The 22463-nt window shown below is 47.6% G+C and carries 18 protein-coding genes; 8 read left to right on the top strand and 10 right to left on the bottom strand.

Annotated elements, in window-relative coordinates:
* Positions 1-491 precede the first annotated feature (491 nt).
* The 3 genes from G499_RS0118015 to G499_RS0118005 all read right to left on the bottom strand — a co-directional run bounded on the left by G499_RS0118015 (position 492) and on the right by G499_RS0118005 (position 4518).
* The gene (locus G499_RS0118015) at positions 492-2216 is read right to left on the bottom strand and encodes an N-acyl-D-amino-acid deacylase family protein (protein ID WP_035728003.1); all 1725 of its coding nucleotides are present in this window, start codon (positions 2214-2216) and stop codon (positions 492-494) included.
* A gap of 182 nt (positions 2217-2398) precedes the next feature.
* On the bottom strand, positions 2399-3868 hold the full coding sequence (locus G499_RS20735; protein ID WP_154658536.1) for a flotillin family protein: 1470 nt from the start codon (positions 3866-3868) through the stop codon (positions 2399-2401).
* A 47-nt stretch (positions 3869-3915) separates the two neighbouring features.
* Positions 3916-4518: an NfeD family protein gene (locus G499_RS0118005; RefSeq protein WP_027001083.1), complete on the bottom strand. Its 603-nt coding sequence runs from the start codon at positions 4516-4518 to the stop codon at positions 3916-3918.
* Positions 4519-4752: 234 nt separating this feature from the next.
* Here G499_RS0118005 and rsmG point away from each other — a divergent pair, with 234 nt between their 5' ends.
* The 6 genes from rsmG (at position 4753) to G499_RS0117970 (ending at position 11702) form a co-directional block, all read left to right on the top strand.
* The gene (gene rsmG / locus G499_RS0118000) at positions 4753-5391 is read left to right on the top strand and encodes a 16S rRNA (guanine(527)-N(7))-methyltransferase RsmG (protein ID WP_035728001.1); all 639 of its coding nucleotides are present in this window, start codon (positions 4753-4755) and stop codon (positions 5389-5391) included.
* Positions 5392-5425: 34 nt separating this feature from the next.
* Positions 5426-6643 (top strand): S-adenosylmethionine:tRNA ribosyltransferase-isomerase, encoded by a 1218-nt coding sequence (locus tag G499_RS0117995; protein ID WP_027001081.1) that lies wholly within the window; start codon positions 5426-5428, stop codon positions 6641-6643.
* A gap of 237 nt (positions 6644-6880) precedes the next feature.
* Positions 6881-7885 (top strand): CPBP family intramembrane glutamic endopeptidase, encoded by a 1005-nt coding sequence (locus G499_RS0117990; protein WP_051296385.1) that lies wholly within the window; start codon positions 6881-6883, stop codon positions 7883-7885.
* A 30-nt stretch (positions 7886-7915) separates the two neighbouring features.
* Positions 7916-8773, top strand: a complete 858-nt coding sequence (locus tag G499_RS20730) for a phosphatidate cytidylyltransferase (protein ID WP_035727999.1) — start codon at positions 7916-7918, stop codon at positions 8771-8773.
* Between the two features lie 113 nt (positions 8774-8886).
* Entirely contained in the window at positions 8887-10371 is a 1485-nt protein-coding gene (locus G499_RS0117980) for an FAD-binding domain-containing protein (protein ID WP_035727996.1), read from the top strand.
* A gap of 254 nt (positions 10372-10625) precedes the next feature.
* On the top strand, positions 10626-11702 hold the full coding sequence (locus G499_RS0117970) for an ABC transporter ATP-binding protein (protein WP_027001078.1): 1077 nt from the start codon (positions 10626-10628) through the stop codon (positions 11700-11702).
* A gap of 16 nt (positions 11703-11718) precedes the next feature.
* On the opposite strand, the gene G499_RS0117965 is transcribed toward G499_RS0117970, so the two are convergent.
* Both G499_RS0117965 and G499_RS20725 read right to left on the bottom strand, forming a co-directional pair.
* Positions 11719-12744: a hypothetical protein gene (locus G499_RS0117965; RefSeq protein WP_027001077.1), complete on the bottom strand. Its 1026-nt coding sequence runs from the start codon at positions 12742-12744 to the stop codon at positions 11719-11721.
* 81 nt (positions 12745-12825) lie between these two features.
* A complete protein-coding gene (locus tag G499_RS20725; RefSeq protein WP_035727994.1) occupies positions 12826-14250 on the bottom strand; it encodes an amidohydrolase family protein in 1425 nt (474 codons plus the stop codon).
* Positions 14251-14617: 367 nt separating this feature from the next.
* Here G499_RS20725 and G499_RS0117955 point away from each other — a divergent pair, with 367 nt between their 5' ends.
* Complete coding sequence (locus tag G499_RS0117955) at positions 14618-15034, top strand: ISAs1 family transposase (RefSeq protein ID WP_154658535.1); 417 nt, start codon at positions 14618-14620, stop codon at positions 15032-15034.
* Positions 15035-15323: 289 nt separating this feature from the next.
* Here the strand turns inward: G499_RS0117955 and G499_RS0117950 are convergent, their stop codons facing one another.
* The 5 genes from G499_RS0117950 to G499_RS20720 all read right to left on the bottom strand — a co-directional run bounded on the left by G499_RS0117950 (position 15324) and on the right by G499_RS20720 (position 21352).
* Positions 15324-16883, bottom strand: coding sequence for an Rne/Rng family ribonuclease (locus tag G499_RS0117950; protein WP_027001075.1), 1560 nt, complete (start codon positions 16881-16883; stop codon positions 15324-15326).
* A gap of 388 nt (positions 16884-17271) precedes the next feature.
* Positions 17272-18084, bottom strand: a complete 813-nt coding sequence (locus G499_RS0117945; protein ID WP_161627784.1) for a tetratricopeptide repeat protein — start codon at positions 18082-18084, stop codon at positions 17272-17274.
* Between the two features lie 11 nt (positions 18085-18095).
* Positions 18096-18407 carry an HU family DNA-binding protein gene (locus tag G499_RS0117940; RefSeq protein ID WP_027001073.1) on the bottom strand — a complete coding sequence of 104 codons (312 nt, stop codon included), beginning with the start codon at positions 18405-18407 and terminating at the stop codon, positions 18096-18098.
* A gap of 241 nt (positions 18408-18648) precedes the next feature.
* Positions 18649-19800 carry a GTPase HflX gene (hflX, locus tag G499_RS0117935; protein WP_027001072.1) on the bottom strand — a complete coding sequence of 384 codons (1152 nt, stop codon included), beginning with the start codon at positions 19798-19800 and terminating at the stop codon, positions 18649-18651.
* 145 nt (positions 19801-19945) lie between these two features.
* A complete protein-coding gene (locus G499_RS20720; RefSeq protein WP_081413889.1) occupies positions 19946-21352 on the bottom strand; it encodes an NfeD family protein in 1407 nt (468 codons plus the stop codon).
* 281 nt (positions 21353-21633) lie between these two features.
* Between G499_RS20720 and G499_RS0117925 the strand changes: the two genes are divergently transcribed.
* A complete protein-coding gene (locus G499_RS0117925; RefSeq protein ID WP_081413888.1) occupies positions 21634-22446 on the top strand; it encodes a DUF4905 domain-containing protein in 813 nt (270 codons plus the stop codon).
* The last annotated feature ends 17 nt before the right edge of the window (positions 22447-22463 follow it).

Raw genomic sequence — 22463 nt, 5'->3', positions numbered from 1 at the left:
CACTGCTGTAAAACTTGATTTTTACAAAGGGTTCGGAGTGCAAAGGTAAGCGCCGTTATTAAACTGTGCAAGCTTTTGGACAACTTTATTTTTTCAACAAACTTCTGCAATCCCTTTCTCAAACATTCCCATCGTTTTGGGAGTGCAAAGGTAAGCAAGCTTTTGTTAACTCCAAACTTTTTAGCAAACTTTTTTCAACCTCTCTCTCGCGGCAAATGCCACATCCCATCGTTTTGGGAGTGCAAAGGTAAGCACGCAACACCAATTCGCAAGCAGCATACCCCGTTTTTTTTGCCCAAAAACCCTAAACCACTGACTGTCAAGAAGAAAATTGTTGAACATAGACCGAAAACCCCAACATAGGATGTGTTCACAGATAATGAATAGGGAGGTGGGAGTAGTATCTATTCGTAGTCTAAGCAACAACGAAGGAAGATATAGACTAGAGCGGGGCAGGGTTAGTTCCCTCGCTCTAGCCATTTGAATAAACACTAACGCCTAGTAGATCGGAGTAGTTGGCCGTATTGACGTTGCCCTAAGTCTTGAGCAAACTGCCCTTCACTAAATAGCAACTCTCCTTTGACCATCACATGCTTCATTACCTTATCTGAGCGTTTGACGAGACGCATTGTGCCGCCGAGCCTTGGGTCGTGATGTTCGATGGGTTCACTAAGCCCTGAGGCTAACTGTGTAGGGTCGAGAATAGCCAAGTCGGCGCGATCTCCAACCCGTAAGGCTCCTGCGTCGATGCCCAGCCAGTCAGCAGCCATCTTAGTCATACGATGAATGGCTGTTTCGATAGACATGACATGCGGGTACTTCTGTGCTTGTTTGAGGGTTTGGAGTGAGCCATCATAAAAAGCCATATTGACGTTATGTGCGCCGGAGTCATTGAATCCTGGTATGGTCGTTTTGTGTGCCAATAGTTTGATCCGCTTTTCCTCTCGATGATTTGCCACGGCGCTCTTCCATCGAAAGTCTTGGTCATACTTAGCCACCATATCCATAAAAAAGTCAAGGGGGTCTTGTTTACGCTCGGCGGCTAAATCGGCGACAGATCGCCCTTCTTGGCCTGTTTCTGGGGATTTGACGACCCACATATCGTCTAAGCGGCGATGAAATACGGCAGGGCCTTTGTGATTCCAGTCTTTTTTGAACCATTCACGGAAGGAAGGGTCGGCGTACATCGCCTTACGTTCTTCACTATTCATTCCAATGGCTTTTGCTGCGGAAGGGAATTCTTCGAAAAGTGGGCTGATGGCTCCATCAGCATAATTGAGAAAAGGTTCGGCTAGGGCTTGCCAGCGTACATCTGTACGAAAGACATTGTTGAAAACTGTTGCTAGGCCGGTTGCTACTTTATGGATTTTTGGGTCTGATTTTACGTCTAGTGCAGCTACGATTGTGGTACTCAGTCGTTTGCGAAAAACACCCATACTCATTAGGAACAACAAGGCCGCCGAGCGTTTGTCGAGGGCATTGGGGGTAGCCTGCAAAACACGGTTGTACTTGCGCACAACGGAAGCCAATTTAATATATTCACTAAAGTGCGCCTGTTGCGAAGGCACTGATACCCCTTTGAATTCCCCTAATGCCATACGATGCAGCGGCAACATATCTATAGAAAGCCCAAGGTATCCTGCTTCCATAGCCTCTTGTACGGTGCCTTTCATTTTTTCTATTTCGGCTTTGTTGGCTTTGTGGATAGTAAGGCTTCGTTCTAGGCCCATGGTCGCAATACGGAGATTAGAGTGCCCGATGAAGGTAGCGATATTAGGGCCTACAGGTAAGCTATCGAGATGTTCATAATATTCGCGGGTAGTTTTCCAAGTGATTTTGTTGCGCACCCAGCTTTGTAAGATATCAGTGGGCATGTTTTCGACCCTACTAAATAGGTTAATGATATCGTCTTCGGTACCGACAGCGCTGGACAGGGAGCAGTTTCCGAAGACGACCGTCGTTACACCGTGCCTTACGGACTCTTCTAGCCCGGGCAATACTTCGACCTCAGCATCATAATGTGTGTGTATGTCAAGAAACCCCGGGGTAACCCACAGGCCATCGGCCTTGAGTATGTTTACACCTTCGGGTGGGGGGATATAGTCGGCTACTTGAGCGACTTTTCCGTCTTTGATTAATAAATCGGCTTTACGACCGGGGTTGCCTAAGCCATCGAAATAGATTCCGTTTTGGATGAGTGTACTTGTCTTGCTCATGATTTTGTGGCGACAATGATGTAGTGGTTAGTTTTTCCCTTCCAATCAGAAGGTATTTTGTGTTTTTCAGGATAAAGTTATAAAAAATCAACGAAATTCAAAAGTTTATCTCAGGCTATCTTTACCAAAACAGCCACCCCAATTGATTGAGGTGGCTGATGTGTTTCGGGAAGCTAGGTCGGTTACTCTTCTATTGTTTCGGCTTTTTCAGAGCTTTCGGTTTGTTTGCGTTTTCGTCCGTTGGCCTTAGTGCTAACTTCAAGCGCTTTTTGTAGGTCTTGGGGGTTGATATTGCCCAAGAATTGGGGCAGCTCTATCCCGACTTGCTGTGCTAGCTCGTGCATTGGGGGGAGTGTGTTGATAAAGTTGCGGACGAAGTTGGTCGTAGCATTGCCATTTTGCTCGCCACCGCCTTCCCAAACCGTGATTTTGTCGATTTTGAGGTTGGCAATGGCCTCGGTTTGTTTGGCTACGAGGGATTCGAGCTTTTCAATCAAGAGTAAAATGGCAGCAGCATTGGTATCGCCTTCACAGGCGTTGAGAATTTCTTTATACCCGTTGGCCTTTGCTTCGAGGAGTTTTTGAAGACCCTCTGCTTCCGCGTTGTATTTAAGCAATGCGGCATCGGCCTCCCCTTTGGCGATACGGCGGACACGCTCGGCTTCGGCTTCGGCATCAATTTCTTGTTTGCGTTTTTGGACTTCCTTGTGGATAATTTCGTCTTTTTCGAGGCGAGCTTGTTCGGTAGCTTTTTGATTTTCGAGGATTTCGCGTTTGGCTGTTGCCTCGGCTACTTCACTACGTCGGCGGGCTTCGGCAGATTTCTCGGCCAGGGTAGCGTTGTATTCTACCACACGGGCTTTGGAGATATTTTCTCCTTCGATAGCTTGGGCTTCTAGCTCGGCGATGGCGATACGTTTTTTAGAGTCAGCCTCTTTTCGTCCTTCATCAGCGGCGGCCAATTCGGAAGCCACCTCCACTTCTTTCTCTCGTAGGGCCTTGGTTTCGCCAATGGCACCGCTACGCTCTTGTTGGGCTACTTCTACTCTGGCGACGTTGATGGCTTCGGCGGCGGCCTTTTTGCCGATGGCTTCGAGGTAACCAGATTCATCGGTAATGTCTTTTATATTAACATTGATAAGCTCTAGCCCGATTTTGTTGAGCTCAGTAGCTACGTGTTTGTTGATAAGTGACAGAAACTGCTCACGGTCTTGGTTGATTTCTTCGATGGTCAGGGTGGCAATCACTAATCGCAGCTGCCCTATGATGATGTCAAGTGCTTGAGTTTTGATTTCGCTCTCGTCTAAGCTAAGCAATCGCTCGGCAGCATTGAGCATAATTTCGGGCTTAGTAGAAATAGCGACCGTAAAAGTACTGGGCGTATTGATACGAATATTTTGCTTAGAGAGCGCCCCACGCAAATCTATTTCGATGGGGATAGGATTGAGGTTGAGGAACTGCCAATCTTGGATGACGGGCAATATGAAAGCGCCGCCACCGTGTACGCAGCGGGCGCTACGGCCTTTGCCTACATTTCCGTAGATGACTAACACTTTGTTGGAGGGGCAACGTTTGTAGCGGGATAGCAAAAAAAGGGTTAGTAGGAAGAGAATGCCAATACTAACGCCGATGGTACTGAACAGGTATTCCATAATCATGTGTGTTTTGTTTGTCGAGGTTTAAGGTATATGTTTGGAAGTTATGAATTAATCAATGTCTGATAAGGGCCTACGATGAGTTTATCTTCTTCAATCGCATAGACGATGACCTGCTCACCAGTGGGCAGGGTGGCTTCGTCGCATCGGGCATCGAGGGTCATTAGTTTGCCTTGTACGACAATTTGTATCTGTCCTTCTCCGCCTTGGGGGATGGTCAGGTATACACTGCCAATTTGGCCAATGGCGTTTTGTAGTTCGACATTCCCGGTTTGTTCCAGTGCTTTGAGGCGATTGTGTAGCCAAACTGCCGCCACAAAACCCAGCACTCCGGCAGTACCTGACACCCCTACGATGCCGGCGTGTGAAAAACTGGTCATTTGGTAGCCCAAGTAGCCAGCCCAGCCCATGATGGCAAAAAGTGTAATGAAGGCAGAAAGAGAGACATCGCCCAAATCGAGGTCGCCAATATCGAAGTCAAAGTCATAGTCGAGGTCAATGCCCAACATCCCGCTTAGGGTGATATGTAGTACCAAGAAGCCTGTACAGCCTATGGCGACCCACCAATAAAGCATAGGTAGGTTTTGGTCGGCCCAAGTCAGTTGCTGGAGCAAAAGTGGGTGGGTAAATAAAGTGTAGAGCATCATAAGACAAGTTTGAGAAGTACATATAGTTTAGGAAAGATACTGCTATTCTAGCACAAAAACAATCCAACATCAGTATTTATCCGTATCAAAATATCATGTGTAAATAGGCCACAAGGGTTAGCTTTGGGCGGATAGGTTTTGAAGAAGCAAAAAACCTGTACCTTTGTGTCGATGAATGTAGCTCAGGCCATTGGGGTCTGAGGATGAGTTTGTGCCAATTCCCTAATTACACTTATGAACCCAACGGTCGCGTTGATAGAAAAATATTTCCCCGAACTTACTGACAGTCAAAAAGCGCATTTTGAGCGCCTCGGGAGCTTGTATCAAGATTGGAACCAGAAAATCAATGTGGTTTCGCGCAAAGATGTAGATTTGCTCTATGAGCGCCATGTACTTCATTCGTTGGCTATTGCCAAGGTAATGGGCTTTAAGCCTATGGCCGAAGTGATGGATTTGGGCACGGGCGGAGGCTTTCCGGGTATACCTTTGGCTATTTTATTTCCCGAAACCCGCTTTTTGATGGTCGACTCTATCGGCAAGAAGGTCAAAGTAGTCGAGGAAGTGATAGAAGGGCTTGGGCTGAAGAATGCCCGTGCCCTGCACGAGCGCTCTGAGAATGTAGACCAATATTTTGATTTCGTGGTTACGCGGGCAGTGGCTCCTCTCGAAACCTTGGTGTATTGGACTCGCGACAAGTTTGCTCAGATGTACAACCACCCCCTCAAAAACGGCATCATCAGCCTCAAAGGCGGTGATTTGGCCGAAGAAATCAAGGCTTGTCGCAAGCCCTGTAAAGTCTGGGAGATTAGTGATTTTTTTGAGGAATCATTTTTCGAGACCAAGAAGGTAGTTTATACCCAAATGATTAAATAAGCCTCCCGTCGCCAACCCTACTGTTCATAGGACTATGCCCTCCATTCCAAAAATTAGCCTAGCTGATTATACCTATCATCTGCCTGACGAGCGTATTGCGCAGCACCCTGTTACCCCGCGTGATAGTGCCAAGTTGTTGTGTTACAAAGGCGGAGCCATCAGCCACCACCGTTTTAGCGCCCTTCCCGACTTGCTGCCCTCCGAGGTGATGTTGGTTTTTAACGATACCAAGGTCATTCCTGCACGGCTTTTTTTCCAAAAGCCTACCGGAGCTTTGATAGAGTTGTTGTTGTTGTCGCCGCTCCAGCCTACGGATATGCAACAAGCAATGAGCACTACTGACGAAACTGTGTGGAAAGTGATGGTAGGCAACAAGAAACGTTGGCCGGAGTCACTCAGCCTTTCAATGACCCTAACACACACCACGCTCGAAGCCCGTTGGCACAACCGCGAGCAAAACGAGGTATCTCTCCGTTGGGCTTCCACGGGTTTGCCCTTTGCTGCTGTCGTACAGGAGGCAGGCAGGCTGCCACTGCCTCCTTATCTCAAACGAGAAGCCGAAGCTACAGACTATGAGCGTTACCAAACCGTTTATGCCAAGGCCGAAGGTGCTGTAGCAGCCCCCACTGCCGGTCTACACTTCACACCCGAAGTGATGCAACAGTTGGCCGCCAAAGGCATTGCTCAGGGCTTTGTAACCCTCCATGTGGGCGCGGGTACATTTCAACCTATCCAAGAAACACACCAAGGCGATGTAGCTCAACACCCTATGCACAACGAGGCCATCGTTGTTTCGCAAGCGCAGCTAGCGGCCCTACTACAGTACCCTGAAGGCCTTATACCGGTAGGAACTACGGCCATGCGTTCTCTCGAAAGCCTCTACTGGTTTGGCGTACAATTGCTTGACCAACAAGGGCAAGGCATCTTTCACATCCCCCAACTTTGGGCCTATACCCGCAGCCAACAACCGCTTCCTAGCGCTCAAGAGGCGCTCAAGGCTGTCCAGATTTATATGCAAGCCCAAAATCTAACACAGCTCCAAGGGTATACTGAGATAATGATTATGCCCGGCTACCAAATGCGGCTCTGCCGAGGCTTGATTACCAACTATCACCAACCACAAACCACCCTCATACTCCTCGTAGCTGCGCTGATAGGCCAAGACTGGCGCAAAGTCTACCAAACGGCGCTCGATAACGACTACCGCTTTTTGAGCTATGGAGATTCTTCGTTGTTGTTGCCAAGAGGTTGACCCACCCCATATTTTGAGGCTGTGCAAACCTGCTGTTGAGGGTGCTTATTTTGGGGTTTTTTAGCTACCTTTGCCGTTTGACACTGTGCAGTTTGTTGATTTTGTCATCAGCTGGAATTGCACTTCCTCAGGATATGTTACAATCATAGCCATAAAACTTTGATAATGAGCTATGAATGCTTAAATTGAGCATTATCCGCTATTGGTTTAACATCAGTCATTCGACCCTCAAAATATATGTCGGAGAACACTCCTCAAGAAACTTTATACTCCAACTCCCCGGAGCCCAAGCTCCATACTCCCGAAAACAATCCTGTAGCCCGCTGGATACAACTCGTCAGCCATTTGCTGTTGTTGTTGGGCTTTGTGTTGGTAGGGTTGTTTGTTTTTCAATTGGTAGGGTTGGCAGCTTTGATGCCGTTTTTCTCTCTTGATTTTCAAGGTCTGGCCGATGTAATGCGCGACCCCATGAGCGTCCAACCACCATCTAAGGGCCGTGTAGTGCTCTTGGTTTTGCAGGGAATGATGGCCAGCGGCGGGTTTATCATTAGTACCTATGCCTATCTTCGTTGGGTAGAGGGGAATTCACTTAGGGTGCTCAGCCCTCGTCCGAGTATCTTGGCTCAAGCCCTTGTACTAACGGTCTTGGTTACGCTTTTGGTGATGCCTTTCAACGCCCTGCTCATCGAGTGGAATACACATATCCAGCTACCATCGGTTTTTTCGGGCTGGGAACAATGGGCCAAAAGCAAAGAAGACCAACTCCGAACCCTGACCGAATTTATGACTTCTTTTGCCAGCCCTTGGGAATTTGCCTTGGGTTTATTGGTGATTGGGGTCGTACCTGCCATTGGCGAAGAACTAGTTTTTAGAGGAGTATTGCAGCGCCGCCTATCAGAGGTATGCAACATCCACATTGCTATTTGGCTAAGCGGGATGATTTTCAGCGCCATACACTTACAGTTTTACGGATTCTTCCCTCGTATGGCTTTGGGGATTTTGTTTGGCTATTTGTTTTATTGGTCAGGGAATTTATGGTTGCCGATTTTGGCACACTTTGTCAACAATGCCTTTACAGTAACGATGATTTACCTACACCAACAAGGCAGCCTTGGGTTCGATATAGAAGACACACAGGCCGTTCCCTTATCTACAGCACTGACTTCGCTAGCAATCACGGCAGGGCTGCTGTTTATCTTTCACCGTATCCACATCCGCAATCACCTTAGCCCCCATTCCTGAGCCGTGTTGAAGCAAGAAGATCCCCCTCTTATGATTATTTCGCAAGATTCAAACAAAGCAGCCACTTACCAAGACCTCAAAGCACGAGTTGTGAGTGGTGTGTTGGGTTTTTTGCTGATGTTGATGGCTATTCTGTGGGATGGATGGTCATTTTCGCTTATTTTTTTGGGAATACTCATCCTGACCCAGCTAGAGTTTTACAAACTAGTGCGTCTGGCCGGATATACCCCTTTGCGCCATTATGGAACCGCACTAGGCATTGCGCTTTATGGGATGATGTACTTGGTCGAGAATGCTTACCTCCCCACACAAGCATACCTAGCGCTGTACCCTTTGTTTGGCTTGGTTATGATTTTCAGGCTCTATCAGAAAAGCACTAGTAATCCTTTTGGCGACATAGGGTTCACACTGTTGGGCATTGCCCAAGTAGCGTTGCCGCTCTCTCTGATACAGTTGATTGCTTTTGAAACAGACAGTACTTACCGTCCCGATGTGGTTTTGGCGATTTTGTTTCTGATTTGGACACACGATATTGCGGCCTATTTTGGAGGCCGACAATGGGGCAAACACCCACTATTCTTGCGTATTTCACCCAAAAAAACCTGGGAAGGCTCTATCACTGGCAGCGTGGCTTGCTTGTTGATGGCACTAGCATTTAGGTATATCTTCCCTGCGCTTACTCCTTGGGTTTGGATGAGTGTGGCGCTGATAGTGATTGTGTTGGGTACTTATGGCGACTTGGTCATGTCTATGTACAAACGCGCCCTACAAATCAAGGATGTAAGCAATGCCATCCCCGGGCACGGCGGCTTTTTGGATCGTTTTGATGGTCTGTTGTTGGCTACGCCCTTTATCGTGCTCTTGCTCAAGCTACTGGGTAAGGTTTGATCTCAAGTCATCTGGTAGTCTACCCAAGGCCACACGATACTCTATGGTTTTGAATGGCGCTCAAACACTGCGCACTGACAAATAGTTAGTCAGGGCAAAGAACGTTTTTGTCTATGGCTGTTTCGCGTCCTCTTGTCAACATTGTTTGGTTTAAACGCGATTTGCGTTTGCGCGACCACGCCCCATTGCAGGCGGCCTTAGCCGAAGGTTTGCCTCTGATATTGCTCTATATCTATGAGCCTTCGGTGTGTCAAGCACCCGAATATGACACACGACATTGGCGCTTTGTGTGGCAGTCTTTGCAGGGCATGCGGCGCGAGTTATCCACCCAAAACATTCCTTTGCAAGTTGCTTATGGAGAAGCATTGCCTGTACTGGAGCACCTTCGCAGTTTTTTTGACATTGCAGCCTTGTATTCCCACGAAGAAACGGGCTTGCGCATTACCTACGAACGAGACAAGGCCATACAGCAATGGTGTACCCATCAGGGTATTCGTTGGCACGAGTTCCCCAGCAACGGAGTAAGGCGTGGGCTACGCAACAGAGAGGGCTGGACACAGACCTGGGAAAAGCACATGAACGCTCCCTTAGCACACCCCGACTGGCGGCGCTACCAAGCACTCCCTATAAGCCAAGCTTGGGAATCGCCCTTTTTCCAAACCTCTCTCCCTACTGCTTGGCAGACCAAGGCGGCGCTGTTTCAACCTGGAGGAGAGTCGGCGGCTCACCACTACTTGCAGACCTTCTTGGACAGCCGAGCACAACACTATACGCGCCATATTTCCCAACCCGCCCCCTCCCGGCAGAGTTGCAGCCGTCTATCCCCCTATTTGGCTTGGGGCAACCTCTCCAGCCGTCAGGTATACCAAGCCCTACAAAATACCACCCGTTGGCAATTCCAACTCGATGCTTTTGTGTCGAGGCTGTGGTGGCGGTGTCATTTTATTCAGAAATTTGAGATGGAAGACCGAATGGAGTTTGAACACCTCAACCGCGCCTATGAATCACTCCAATACCACCCCAACGACGAGCGCTGGCAAGCGTGGGCCGAAGGGCGCACTGGCTACCCTATCGTCGATGCGTCTATGCAAGCCCTCCACCAAACCGGCTACCTCAACTTCCGCATGAGGGCTATGTTGGTTTCCTTCTTGACCCACCATCTCTGGATGCACTGGAAAGCCGGCGCTACCCATCTAGCGCGCCTCTTTCTCGATTTTGAGCCAGGCATTCATTACCCTCAGTTTCAGATGCAGGCTGGCGTTACAGGTATCAATACCATCCGAGTATACAATCCTGTCAAACAATCTCAAGAACAAGATACCGAAGGGCATTTTATCCGACAGTGGTTGCCTATTTTGGCTCCGTTACCCCTTAAATACCTGCATCAGCCTTGGCTGATGTCTCCGCTAGAACAGGCGCTGTACCAATGCCATTTGGGTAAAGACTACCCCTTGCCCATTTGCCAAGAAGCACAAGCCGCTGCCAAGGCACGCCAACAGCTCTGGCAGTGTAAACGTAGCCCTACAGCCAAAACCGAAGCACTCCGCATCTTGGCTAGGCATGTCGTAAGCAAACCACCCAAAAACAATTCTGCTTAATGTGGGGTTACTTTAATGATTGTCAAAGCATTAACCTATACAAAGGGCTGTTGCTTGAACACGGAAGAAAGATGTATGAGATGTAGGTATGTGGTCATTTTGTACGCTTAGCTTCAAGCGCATCTTTGTAACTCCAATTTGCATTGTTAGTCAAATATCATCAAAAGCCCGGCCTTGGTTCGGGCTTTTGTGTTGCCTATGGCGTGATTTTTTGTGTATCTTTGGCACTCCATGTTACTTTTCGCATTATACTCATGACACCCAACGCCATCCTCGTACTCCATCATCTTTGCAAACGCTATGCCCCTCAGCTGCCCTGGGCAGTCAACAATGTGTCGATGGCGGTCGATACTGGAGAGTTAGTAGCTATTTTGGGTGAGAGCGGCAGTGGCAAAACCTCGCTCTTGCGTTTGGTAGCCGGCTTTGAGGTTGCCGACAAGGGCACTATCTACCTGCGCGAAGCCTGTATGGCCGACGAGCGCCGATTTGTAGCGCCGGAGCGCCGCAATATTGGCATGGTTTTTCAAGATTATGCGCTTTTTCCACACCTTAGTGTAGAAGATAATATTTGCTTTGGGCTTCGCCAATGGTCTAGAGAAGCGCGTAAGGCGCGTTTGCAAGAAATGGTGCAGTTGGTAGAGCTACACGAAAACCTACGCAAATACCCACACCAGCTCTCTGGCGGACAACAACAGCGTGTGGCTTTGGCCAGAGCCTTGGCTCCCAAGCCGGATATGTTGTTGTTGGATGAGCCTTTTAGCAATTTGGACGGTATCTTGCGTACACAAATTCGAGAAGATATTCGTCAGATTATCAAAAAAACAGGCATTACGGCCTTATTTGTAACCCATGACGTGCAGGATGCGCTTGCCATCGCCGACCGTATTGCTGTGATGCGTCAGGGCCAGCTCTTGCAGTTTGATACGCCTCAAGCACTCTACCAAAGCCCACAGTCTGTTTATGTAGCACGATTCTTTGGCCAAGCCAACTGCCTTCGTGTGGTTGTAGAAAATGGCAGTGTATACAGCCCTTGGGGTACTATTCCGCACCATCATCAGGAGATGGCTTCTTTGGAAGCTTGGCTTGTACTCCGACCCGAACACCTCTACATCAATACCCAAGCCTCGCCCCAAGTTGTGGCCAGCCAAGTACTACGGTGTTTGTTTGCCGGCACACACTACGAGCTGTATGTTCAGCTAGAGCAGGCGCTGTTGAAGGTACAAAGCAGCCACCCCATCGCAGAAGGTAGCACGGTGTACCTCGGCCTCAAAGAAGCCAAAGCACCTCATTGTATCCCGATAGATGTACAGGAAGCCGAAAGTAGGATTTAGCTAGCTTCTGAGTGGGCTAGTCTTTTAGTTGTTTGTAATATATACTCTCAGTGAGTTGCTCTTCAAAAGCCTTTTTAAAACTAGCCCTTCCAGCATATTTTTTCGCATCCCAAAGCTCTTCCAGTAGTTTGTCAGCTTCTTTGTGATGGCCACTATAAATCAAATCTAGCATCAAGCCCCATAGTTCTGGAGGGAGCCGATAATGATTAAACTGGCTTTGCGAAGCGCCTTCAGCCGCCACCGATTGGTAGATTGCCTCCATCTCTTGTTTGACCATAGCCGAACGCTCGCGTATTTCTTGATTGCTGGGCTTGAGTCGCTTCATCCGTTCTTTATCCGCAAGGAGCTCTCCTTTTTGGAAGCTCAAAAACACCTTTGGCTGCGGCGATTCGGCAAAGGAAGCATTCCAATATGCAAAAACCCCGTCGTATATTTCAAAATACGGCTTGTCGGTTTTGCTGTCATAGTGAAGAGCCGGGATGCTGTGATTGCCGAAGATAGTCGTAACGCGGATGCTGTCGTCCTTGATGGGTTTGAGGTGCAGAATATCCCAATAAAAGCAACAATGCACCCCGCCGGTCCAGTGTGCTACGATGAGCTCGGGTGCGCCGTCTTCGTCTAGGTCTTTCACATAAACAGTATCGCCCATCTGCACCCTCAAAGGTACAAGACCCAACTTGAGTTCTTGCGAGCCTGTGCGGGTATCATATACCAGTTTTTGCTGATGATATACCCGGATATGGGTATTTTCGGCAGCACTAAAAGCACCTTGGATAGGCTCTACAAATACCTTCCAGTCGCCCCACTGTAGGCGCGGCGTACTGTCTATACCAGTTTTTTGAATTGTTTGGGTTGTTTGTTTTTCGGCGGATTGTTCGGCAGTTTGGGCAGGTTCATTGTCTTGTCGTAGGGCAAGGGCGTTTATCTCACGGCTTGCTCTTTCGGTTTGCGACTGTTCATCGGGGCCACATTGATAAAAAAAGAGGCAAATCAGGCCTGAGATAGGCAAAAGAAAGCGGAATAACGGCGTTTTTTGAGGCATTGGAGCTTTTGCGGCTGTAATGAATGGTTTTTTGTGAATATAAGCAAAAAGCGTGTCAAATATACGATTTGCGTGCGGTTTTTAATACCTAATAGGAACTCCTTTGCTCAACAATATTTTTTTGTCTCTGTAGGCAATATGCCCGTTGACGATTACACACTCAATGCCTTCCGAAAACTGGTTGGGGTTGGTCACGGTAGCTTTCCCTTGAATCGTTTTGGGGTCAAAGATGGTGATATCGGCGATGGCCTTGTCTTTGATGACGGCGCGCTCGTTGAGCGATGGGCGCATCAGCTTGGCGGGCAACGAAGTCATCTTGGTCAACATTTTGTCTAAACTCATCCCGATATTCTGCGCATGCCGGAGCGCAGTAGCAAAGCACCCTGCGCCACGCGGGTGGTTGTTGGCTCTTGGTTCGCTTTCGATGCCTCCATCAGAGCCTATCATACAAAAGTCTGTTTGCAGTGCAAGGTTGACCGTTTTGTCAAAAGGCACAGTCCCTTCGGGTACTGCCACCAATACGCCCATCTGTTTGCGGTAAAAGTCAAAATTTTGTGCGGTAATCTTAGCACCCGTGCCTACCACAGTCAGGTCTTCATAAGTCAGCCCAAAGCGCTGTTGCCATCCGGCATCAAAGCGTTTGGAGGCAATATAGGTAGCCCAATAGCTGTAGGGGTATACACAGGTAGTGATTTCCATCCCCATGTTGTTAGCGTTGTCGATCATCTCCAATGCAGCAGGCATATTGTAAGTCCCTCCGGTAGAGTGCAGATGGTCTATATGGACTCTAGCGCCGGTTTGTTGGGCTAGGGCAATGGCTTCGCTTACCCCTTCTAGCTCTTTTTCTTTGGACGAATGGCGCAGGTGCAAGAACAGCGGTCGGTCGTATTTCTGCACGAGTTTGGCATACTCCAGCAGCTCTTCAAAAGGTGTAGGTTGGTATTCGATACTATGACAAACACCCAAGGCTCCTTCTTCAAGCCCCTTCTCTACATAGCGGTACACGTCCTTGGGGTTGCTATAAATGTATTTGAGCCTCATCACAAATACCCCTATGCCATAGTTGACATAGTGTGGTTGGCGGTCAAAGTATTGATGAAAGGCTGCGGGGTACTCATCGCCTCCGTGCATCTGCAAGACTGTTGTACAGCCATCACTGATTTTATATTTTTCAAAAATCCGGTAGGTATTCTTGGGGTTCGAGGCGTTATCGGCTAGGATATCTACGAAACCTGGCGAAACAATCTTGCCCGACGCATCTATCACCGTAGGTGCATTGAGCAGCTCTGTTGAGAGGCGCAGGCGGTTGTCTTGGGTAATGCCTAGATGCAAAGGCCTGATGCTGCCTTGGCTAAACACCTTGCCGTTGTTAATGGCGATTTTGAGGCTATCAGTTCGTGGCCTCAAGCTCACAAGGGCTGTAGGGGCGATAGCAAGCCCGGTTCCGGCCAAGGCCAGTTGTTTGAGCACACGGCGACGCGAAGAAGTAGATGGTTGGGTTTTCAAAAGTAAAGCGGCTTGAGCGTAAATAAAATCAATACAGGGTAGCTAGGCAAAGATATACTTTTTTGCTAATTATAGGACACCCGCCACTCAAAAGTCTTCATACAAAAGTCATAGGCTTGCTGTAGATTGTTTTTTTGTGTTAATTCACCGTGTACAATGCTCCATGATTCATCAAGTATGGCACTCATCAGTGTGTGCTGCCCTTCTATGAAATCTCCAGCTGATTTGCTTGCGCTATTGCGCTCCCATTTGATGTGTTTAGTAGTTGTAACACCTACCCCCAAATGATAGCCCCACCTCAAAATATTCCCTCCAAAATGGACATACTGATATACAATAAACTAGATTATAGTAAAGTCTAAAGCCAATTCAAAAAAGTAATCGATTTTTAGAGGAGGCGCAAGATTGGAAAAACTGTCACAGCCTGATTCGGGTGGAAAGAAAAATATACAGAGACGGCAAAGAAAATATCTCTAACAGCTTCTTTATCAGCAGTCTGATGAATCCTTTTGCCGAGCAGATGTACCTTTGTACCCGACAACATTGGAGCATCGAAAATCAGTTGCATTGGCACTTGGAGGTTACCTTCGGAGAAGACCAATCGGCTATCAGACGCGACAATGCCATCGTCAATCTACATGTCATCAGAAAGTGGGCGCTATTTCTGCTCAAAAAGAACCCCGATAAAATTAGTTTGAAAAGAAAACGTAAAAAAATCGCAAGGGATATAAATCTACCAAACAACTATTATCACCCTGATTTTGGTGCAGAAGCCCTATCCTAGAAACTAGGAGCTTGTTTAAACTTTCAATGTGGCTCTCAAAAACAGCTGATTTTTGTGTTGATACTAGGCGAAAAATGCAGATTTTATGTCTAGCCCACGATAAAATCGTGGGAGGGCTATGACGACCATTTTCAACAACATAGCAGCCAACAAGCAGCATTAGGTACTGGTGAAGACCAGTTTAAACAAGCTCTAAATACTGGCAGCCTCTGGAAAACTCATATCCCAAGCCATTCACCAAAAAACCATCCCGAATTTTCAGGATGGTTTAGGCAAATGTGATTGGTGTCTAATTATTCAGTTCTATTTCTTCACCGTGTTTGTTGAGGAAATGAAAGGAAGTAATAGGCAACGAAGAGTCTTTGATGAGCTTTACCCAGCGCCCATACATAAACAACCACTGCCGCTGTCGCGACCAGATGCCTTTGGTAAAAAAGGCGTGGAGGTATGGGTGAAGCGTAACGGTGATGCCACGCTCATTTTGTTTGCGAAACAAGTGTTCTAGATGTCCTTCAATCACATCCGAAATCAGGATACTTGCTTGGATGCTGCCTGTGCCGTTGCAAGTGGGGCATACCTCACGCGTGATGATATTCATCTCTGGGCGTACGCGCTGACGGGTGATTTGCATCAGCCCAAACTTGGTCAGTGGCAGCACAGTGGCGCGTGAGCGGTCGCGTTTCATCTCGTTCTTCATAAAATCATAGACCTGCTTTTTGTGTTCGGCCTTTTTCATGTCTATGAAGTCGATGATAATAATGCCGCCCATATCACGTACTCGGAGCTGTCGGGCGACTTCGCGCGCGGCTTCGAGGTTGACACTGAGGGCCGTAGACTCTTGGTCTTGTTCGGTGTTTGATTTGTTGCCACTATTGACATCTATGACGTGCAGGGCTTCGGTATGCTCTATGATAAGGTAGCCGCCATTGGGTAGGCTAACTGACTTGCCAAAGAGCGATTTGAGCTGCTTTTCGATGCCATAGTGTTCAAAAACCTTTACTTTCCCGCTATGCAACTTAACGATGCGCTCCTTGTCGGGGGCTATCGTGCGGATGTAGGCGCGGGTTTCTTCATAAATTTGCTTGTCGTCGACGACAATACTGTCGAAGCTTTCGTTGAGCATATCGCGCAAAATAGAAGAAGCGCGACGCATTTCGCCAATGATTTTTTGGCGTGGTTTGGCGGTACGCAGGGCTTCCATCCCTGCTTCCCATTTTTCTACTAAGCTACTGAGGTCTTTATCCAGCTCGGCTACATCTTTGCCTTGGGCGGCAGTCCGGACTATCACCCCGAAGTTATTGGGTTTGATAGACGCGATGAGCCTTTCTAAGCGCGTGCGCTCGTCTTTGCTAGTAATTTTTTTGGAAATATTGACCACATTAGAAAAAGGCTGCAACACAACGTAGCGGCCTGCAAGAGAAATTTCACAAGAAAGGCGGGGACCTTTGGTAGAGATAGGTTCTTTGAGTACCTGCACCAGCACATAATGGTTACGGCTGAGCACCTGAGAGATTTTACCCTTTTTGTCGATTTGAGGCTCTAGGGTAAGGGTGCTAATTTTGCGCAGGGGGTTATTTTTTTTGGAGGTCGTCTCTCGGACATGCTTTTGGAGTGAGCCAAACTCTTTGCCCAAGTCTAAATAATGCAAAAAGGCATCTTTTTCGTAGCCTATATCAATAAAGGCTGCGTTGAGGCCGGGGACTACTTTCTTGACTTGTCCCAAATAAATGTCACCTACCGTAAAATGGTTATCCCGTTCTTCTAAATGGTATTCTACAATGTTTTTGTCTTGCAGCAGTACGATTCGTTCACCTTGCTGAGTAGAATTGATGACTAATTCGTTACTCAAGTCTTTGTTGGTTTGATGGTCTGAAACATTTTCACGAAACATGCTGTAATCTTTTGACTTTTGGCGGGCTTACTCCAGCCAAGTTGTTTAGTAGTAGACTAAAACCGGCTCTTGGCTTCGCCCCGAGCCTGCGGTCAAAATACTTCTTGCAGCACTAAATGATAGATACCAGAAGCAAAATTGAGGGGGCTTTTATAGCCATATCATGCCAAATAGCGCGTCTCAGCCTAGGGGGCTGAGCGACGCGCTTGGCAGGATATTTGCGTGAAAATTACTTCTTCTTATGACGATTTTTTCTTAGACGCTTCTTGCGTTTGTGAGTTGCAATCTTATGTCTTTTTCTTTTTTTACCACAAGGCATAACTTTGAGTGTTTTTGGGTGAAACAATTAATTTAACTCATCCAGATAACGTCGGGCGGCAGCACGGATGAGCGTGTCTTGCGCCCCTTTTTCCAACGCCTGAAGCAGGTCTTTGGCTTGAGCGGTTTGGCCTACATTATGGTAGCTTTGCGCCAAGTAATATTTAGCTTCTTCGTTTTGGGGGTGGTTTGCCAATAATTCTTCGAAGCGGCTCACGGCATTGGCATATTGCCCGGAGCGTATCGAGAGCATTCCTAAAGTAAAGAGCGCAAGCTCGTCAGTGGGCGCAGCTTGCAATACCTCACGAATGAGAGCGATGCCCTGCATGGGGTTGCTATCGGTCAGATAGGTGGTGCCCAATTTGGTCTTGGCTGTCAGGTTGCTAGGGGTTTTGGCCAATACAGCTTCGTAATATTTACGTGCTTTCAGGGCCAATTGATTTGCTTTTTGCGCATCGATAGCAAATTCTGAAGCTTCCAAATAAGCATCCGCAGCGGCCATCAGGTGGGCCTCGTCGGGTTGTTGGTCGGCTTGCCAAGCTTTGTATACGGCGGCACTATCAAACAGGCTACGCGCTCTGAAGAAGGTGTACAGTGAGTCTGCCAAGGCAGATTGTGTAGCCGCTTCGGAGGCTTGTTGCCACGCTTGTTTGAGCTGTAGGAGCGATGCCTGGTCAGCCGGGCTGAGCATACTTTCGTGTTGGCTCTGCATTTCGGCTGCGTCCGTTTTGAGGCTTTCGGTAGCATTACTGACCAAGACCTTGGGTAGACTGTATAGGCCTACACTCAAGATTATTGCAACAACGACTATTCCTATCTTCAGATTCGTAGGGTATTGCATAGGCATTTAACTTATGACGACTGCTTGATGGTCTCCTTTAGCGTGTTGCTATTTTTGACTTTGTCTACGAAAGTCTTAGATGGCTTGAAAGTAGGCACGTAGTGCGGCTCAATAACGATAGCCGTGTTTTTTGAAATATTACGGGCTACTTTGCGCGCACGTTTTTTATTGACAAAACTACCAAAGCCACGCACATAGATGTTGTGACCTTCTTCCATAGACTTTTGAACTACTTTGAAGAAAGCCTCTACGGTCTTCTGTACGTCGTCTTTGTTAACGCCTGTTTTGTTGGCGATTTCTGTAATAACCTCCGCTTTTGTCACTTTAAAATGCTTGTTTAAATATTGTACAACTGATGTAACAAACTATAAATCATTGATTTATAAGGATTGCAAAAGTACGGCTTCGGCGCTTAACATGAAAATTTTTTGGCTAAAAGTTATAACCACAATGTTTAGCCGGCCATACTGAAGCGATTTGATTGGCAAAAATTTAGGCAAAGATAGGGTAAAACGATGGCTTTCACAACTGTTTTGCTCCGAATCCCTTGCGTAGCCTTTGGCCTTACAAATAGTTGGGATAGATGGCTTGGTACTTATGTCTGACCAACTCCATCAGGGCTTCGCGTAGCGCCTGTATGTTTTCTTGGCTAGTAGCCGAGATATAGAGTGCATTTTCTTGTGGGCTGAAGGTCGTCTCTTCGGGCAGCTCTTGGCGCAGCAGGTCTATTTTGTTGTAGACCATCAGCGTGGGTTTGTCGGCAGACTGGATATCGGCCAAGGTCTCTCGGACTACCTGTATGTGTTCTTCATAGTGAGATGAAGAAATATCGACCACATGAATCAGGATGTCGGCCTCTCGAATTTCATCTAAGGTAGACTTAAACGACTCTATAAGGGTAGTCGGAAGCTTGCGGATAAACCCTACTGTATCGGTGAGTAGGAACGGGATGTTGTCTAAGACTACCTTGCGTACTGTAGAGTCTACGGTAGCGAAGAGTTTGTTTTCGGCAAACACATCGGTCTTGGCCAGTAGGCGCATCAGCGTCGATTTACCCACGTTGGTATAGCCTACTAGTGCCACCCTCACCGAGTCTTCGCGGGCTTTGCGGCGAGTAGTATTTTGGCTATCGATTTTGGAGAGCTTGGTTTTGAGCAGGGCTATTTTGTCCTTTACAATCCGACGGTCTGTTTCGAGTTCTGTTTCCCCTGGGCCACGCATACCGATGCCCCCTTTTTGTTTGGAAAGGTGAGTCCACATCCTCGTCAGGCGTGGATACATATATTGGTACTGTGCTAGCTCTACTTGGGTTTTGGCCTGTATGGTTTGGGCGCGTTTGGCAAAGATGTCCAGAATCAGCAAACTGCGGTCTAAGATTTTGTGTTTGGCCTTGTCTATGATAACACCATTGAAGGCGCGCTCCATATTGCGGACTTGAGAGGGGGAGAGGTCATCATCAAAAATAATCATATCTACCTCATTTTCTTTGACATACTGCACTATCTCTTCTAGCTTTCCCTTGCCTACAAAGGTTTGTGGATGAGGCTTGTCGAGTTTTTGGGTGAAGGTATGTAGGGTTTCTATGCCTAGTGTCGTCGCCAAGAATGCCAGCTCATCTAGGTAAGATTGTGTGGTTTCTTGGGTTTGAAAGCTAGGGCTTACCGCCACCAACACAGCTGTTTCGGCAGCGGGGCGGGTATCATAAGTCTTGGTCATAAGCAATTGGAATGCGAATATAAACCTGCAAAGATAAGGATTTTCCGGCTGACAATCAATGTATAACAACAAGGAAGTGCCTCCAAAGGCTAGCTAATAGGCTAAATTTTGGAGGCATTGTATGTTTGCTGGCACACAAAGGCCGTTATTGGGCTTCGAGCACATCTAGGTCTACGGGGGTTTCTACGCGGCGTACTTGCAGCGAAGTACCCTCTTGGCCTACAACGATTACGTCTACCCCACGTGGGAGGTATTCGCCACGGCTTTGCGCGTCATAATATTCTCCGTCGATAATGATGGTACCGCTGGGACGCAGCACAGTATGCGTTTGTCCTCTTTTGCCTATGTAATTGGTACGGATAGTGGCGGCGGTATAGCCTTCTTTGCTATCCATAACAGATTCGAGCGAGATGTCGCGGAAGGGTTTGCTCTTCAAAATCTGCGGCACAGCCAAGATAATCAAGATGGCACCTGCCAGCAAGCTCACCGCCACCGACACAAAAGAGGCATACAGTTCGGCAGGGCTTACAAACCGAAAGTCGAGCCATTCGTTGCCTACCATCATCAACATCAGCGCGCTACCTGTACAGAAAAAGCCCATTATGCCGGCCAATCCAAAGCCTGGGATGACAAATATCTCGGCGGCTATCAGCCCTACCCCAACCACCAGCAGGAGCAGCTCCCAGTATTCGGCCAAACCGTGGAGATAATAAGGAATAAAGTACAAGATAGCGGCGATGGCGGCAGCGGCGATAGGAAAGCCGACCCCAGGCGTTTGTAGTTCGAAATAAATACCCCCAAGGATAATCATTATCAAAATACTACTTACGAAGGGGTTGAGGAACATCGCAATGACGCGTTCTGTGTTGCTGAGTTGATGTATGGCATAACGGTAATCTTTGATGCCCTCGGCTTTCAGCAACGCTTCAACAGTACTTACTTGGCCATCACATATCCCTTTTTCGATGGCTCTTCGGGTATTGAGAGTCAATACTTTGCCTTTTTGCAACTCATCTACTTCTATACTTTCGTCTACCATAGCAGCAGCTATTTCGGGGTTACGCCCGGTAGCTTCGGCAGTAGCACGCATTTTTTCGGCCATATACGACTGCATCTTGCCCGAGGCCTTGGTACCATCTTGAGTAACAACTGTGGCTGCGCCAATAGTAGCGCCAGGATGCATATAGATTTTGTTGCAAGCCAAAGAAATCAGCGCGCCGGCAGAGCCTGCATTTTGATTGATAAACACCCACACTGGCTTGGGGTAGTTGAGCAGGGCCATCCGGATGGCGTCTGCATTGTCTACACGCCCACCAAAGGTATTCAGCTCCAACAGGATATAGTCGGCGTTTTGGCGGGTGGCCTCTTCTAGACCAAGCTGTATATACCGTTGGGTGGTGGGGTCAATTTCGCTGTCTATCTTCAGCCCATACACCAAGGGGCGTGTCTCTTGCGCCCAAGCTTTTGGAAACCAAGAAAACGAGAATTGTTGGTAACAAAACCAGCAGAGGAGAGTAATCCCACAAAAAGTGATATATTTTGATAAGTTCATAGTCCTTGTTTTTACCTTTGTCAATGCGTATAGTCTGTGTTGAGCTAAGTTGATGGTGGGCATCGTTTGGCCGATGAGTATGTAGATACCCATCGATACTTTGTCGACCACCACTACGCTTTAAGATTTAAGACGAATCAGTCAAGCATTTTGTTTGTTGACACAGTAGGCTTGTATATGAGCTTTGTTGGGAGGCAAAAATTGTTTGTTGGGAAGCTCACGCTGAAGGTTCAGACAAATTTTAGCCAGACAAAATACGCCTAAGCATAAAGATACAAAAAATGACCGGTATATCTAGTGTAATACAGCCAAAAATTTCGGTAATGCTGCCTTTGCCTATTTGGCGTTTGGTAGTCGATGGGTATCGCCCTTGGGTTTGGGTAGAAATGCGCGACCCTGAGGCTATGCAAGTACAATGGGCCTGTGTAGATTATCAGCTGGGCCAATATAGCCTACATCAGGTTTCGTTGGCCGAAAGTTGGTGGCTCACCCCCAAGGCCATCTGGGACGGTATCGCTGTCTGGGAACACTATCCTGACCCCGACCAACCCCGCACTGCCGGCGTATATTGGGCACATTTGCCCAGCGGCAAGGCGCTGGGGCAGTTCCCCGAAGCCCTCTGGCTTGGCAACGACCAGCAAGGCGCATACCTAAGTCAGCCCCAAGCCGACGGCACAACGCAGCACTTCTGTTTGCCTTGGAAAGAGCCAACTTTAAAACCTTGCACGAATATTGCGCAAAAAGATTTTAACCAACATAAAGTAGCTTACCCTTTGTACTATGCTGAAGAAAATATGTATTTTGCAACCCTTAGAAAGTTTTTAGAGTTAAATCTAAAGATAGTGCCCACAAAAGCTATCAATTATTGGGAGGGAACGAAGCTCCTAGTGCTTTCGTATTATTATCATCCTTCTGATACCGACACCAAAATGACCCAACAATTAATCATACTCGACAGCCAAGAAGGCCGAGTATTGTGGCAAGATACCCTTGCCACAGCCACACAAGGCATTAGCTTAACACACTTTTGCTTGCTTGATGAGCACTTGATGTATCAAAAAAATAAGCAGGAACTGGTCATTTTATCGCTGTAAACCTCAACAACCCCTTT

This window comes from Eisenibacter elegans DSM 3317, assembly GCF_000430505.1.
Taxonomy (GTDB): Bacteria; Bacteroidota; Bacteroidia; order Cytophagales; family Microscillaceae; genus Eisenibacter; species Eisenibacter elegans.
This window is presented reverse-complemented; position numbering and strand designations above follow the sequence as displayed.

Bases quoted from the DNA above. Each gene is read 5' to 3' on its own strand.
- G499_RS0117965 (WP_027001077.1), bottom strand. From the start codon at position 12,744: ATGCCTCAAAAAACGCCGTTATTCCGCTTTCTTTTGCCTATCTCAGGC.
- G499_RS0117925 (WP_081413888.1), top strand. From the start codon at position 21,634: ATGACCGGTATATCTAGTGTAATACAGCCAAAAATTTCGGTAATGCTG.
- G499_RS0118015 (WP_035728003.1), bottom strand. From the start codon at position 2,216: ATGAGCAAGACAAGTACACTCATCCAAAACGGAATCTATTTCGATGGC.
- G499_RS0117995 (WP_027001081.1), top strand. From the start codon at position 5,426: ATGCCCTCCATTCCAAAAATTAGCCTAGCTGATTATACCTATCATCTG.
- G499_RS0117980 (WP_035727996.1), top strand. From the start codon at position 8,887: ATGGCTGTTTCGCGTCCTCTTGTCAACATTGTTTGGTTTAAACGCGAT.
- hflX (WP_027001072.1), bottom strand. From the start codon at position 19,800: ATGACCAAGACTTATGATACCCGCCCCGCTGCCGAAACAGCTGTGTTG.
- G499_RS0117945 (WP_161627784.1), bottom strand. From the start codon at position 18,084: ATGCAATACCCTACGAATCTGAAGATAGGAATAGTCGTTGTTGCAATA.
- G499_RS0118005 (WP_027001083.1), bottom strand. From the start codon at position 4,518: ATGATGCTCTACACTTTATTTACCCACCCACTTTTGCTCCAGCAACTG.
- G499_RS0117990 (WP_051296385.1), top strand. From the start codon at position 6,881: ATGTCGGAGAACACTCCTCAAGAAACTTTATACTCCAACTCCCCGGAG.
- G499_RS0117970 (WP_027001078.1), top strand. From the start codon at position 10,626: ATGACACCCAACGCCATCCTCGTACTCCATCATCTTTGCAAACGCTAT.
- G499_RS20735 (WP_154658536.1), bottom strand. From the start codon at position 3,868: ATGGAATACCTGTTCAGTACCATCGGCGTTAGTATTGGCATTCTCTTC.
- G499_RS20730 (WP_035727999.1), top strand. From the start codon at position 7,916: ATGATTATTTCGCAAGATTCAAACAAAGCAGCCACTTACCAAGACCTC.
- G499_RS20720 (WP_081413889.1), bottom strand. From the start codon at position 21,352: ATGAACTTATCAAAATATATCACTTTTTGTGGGATTACTCTCCTCTGC.
- rsmG (WP_035728001.1), top strand. From the start codon at position 4,753: ATGAACCCAACGGTCGCGTTGATAGAAAAATATTTCCCCGAACTTACT.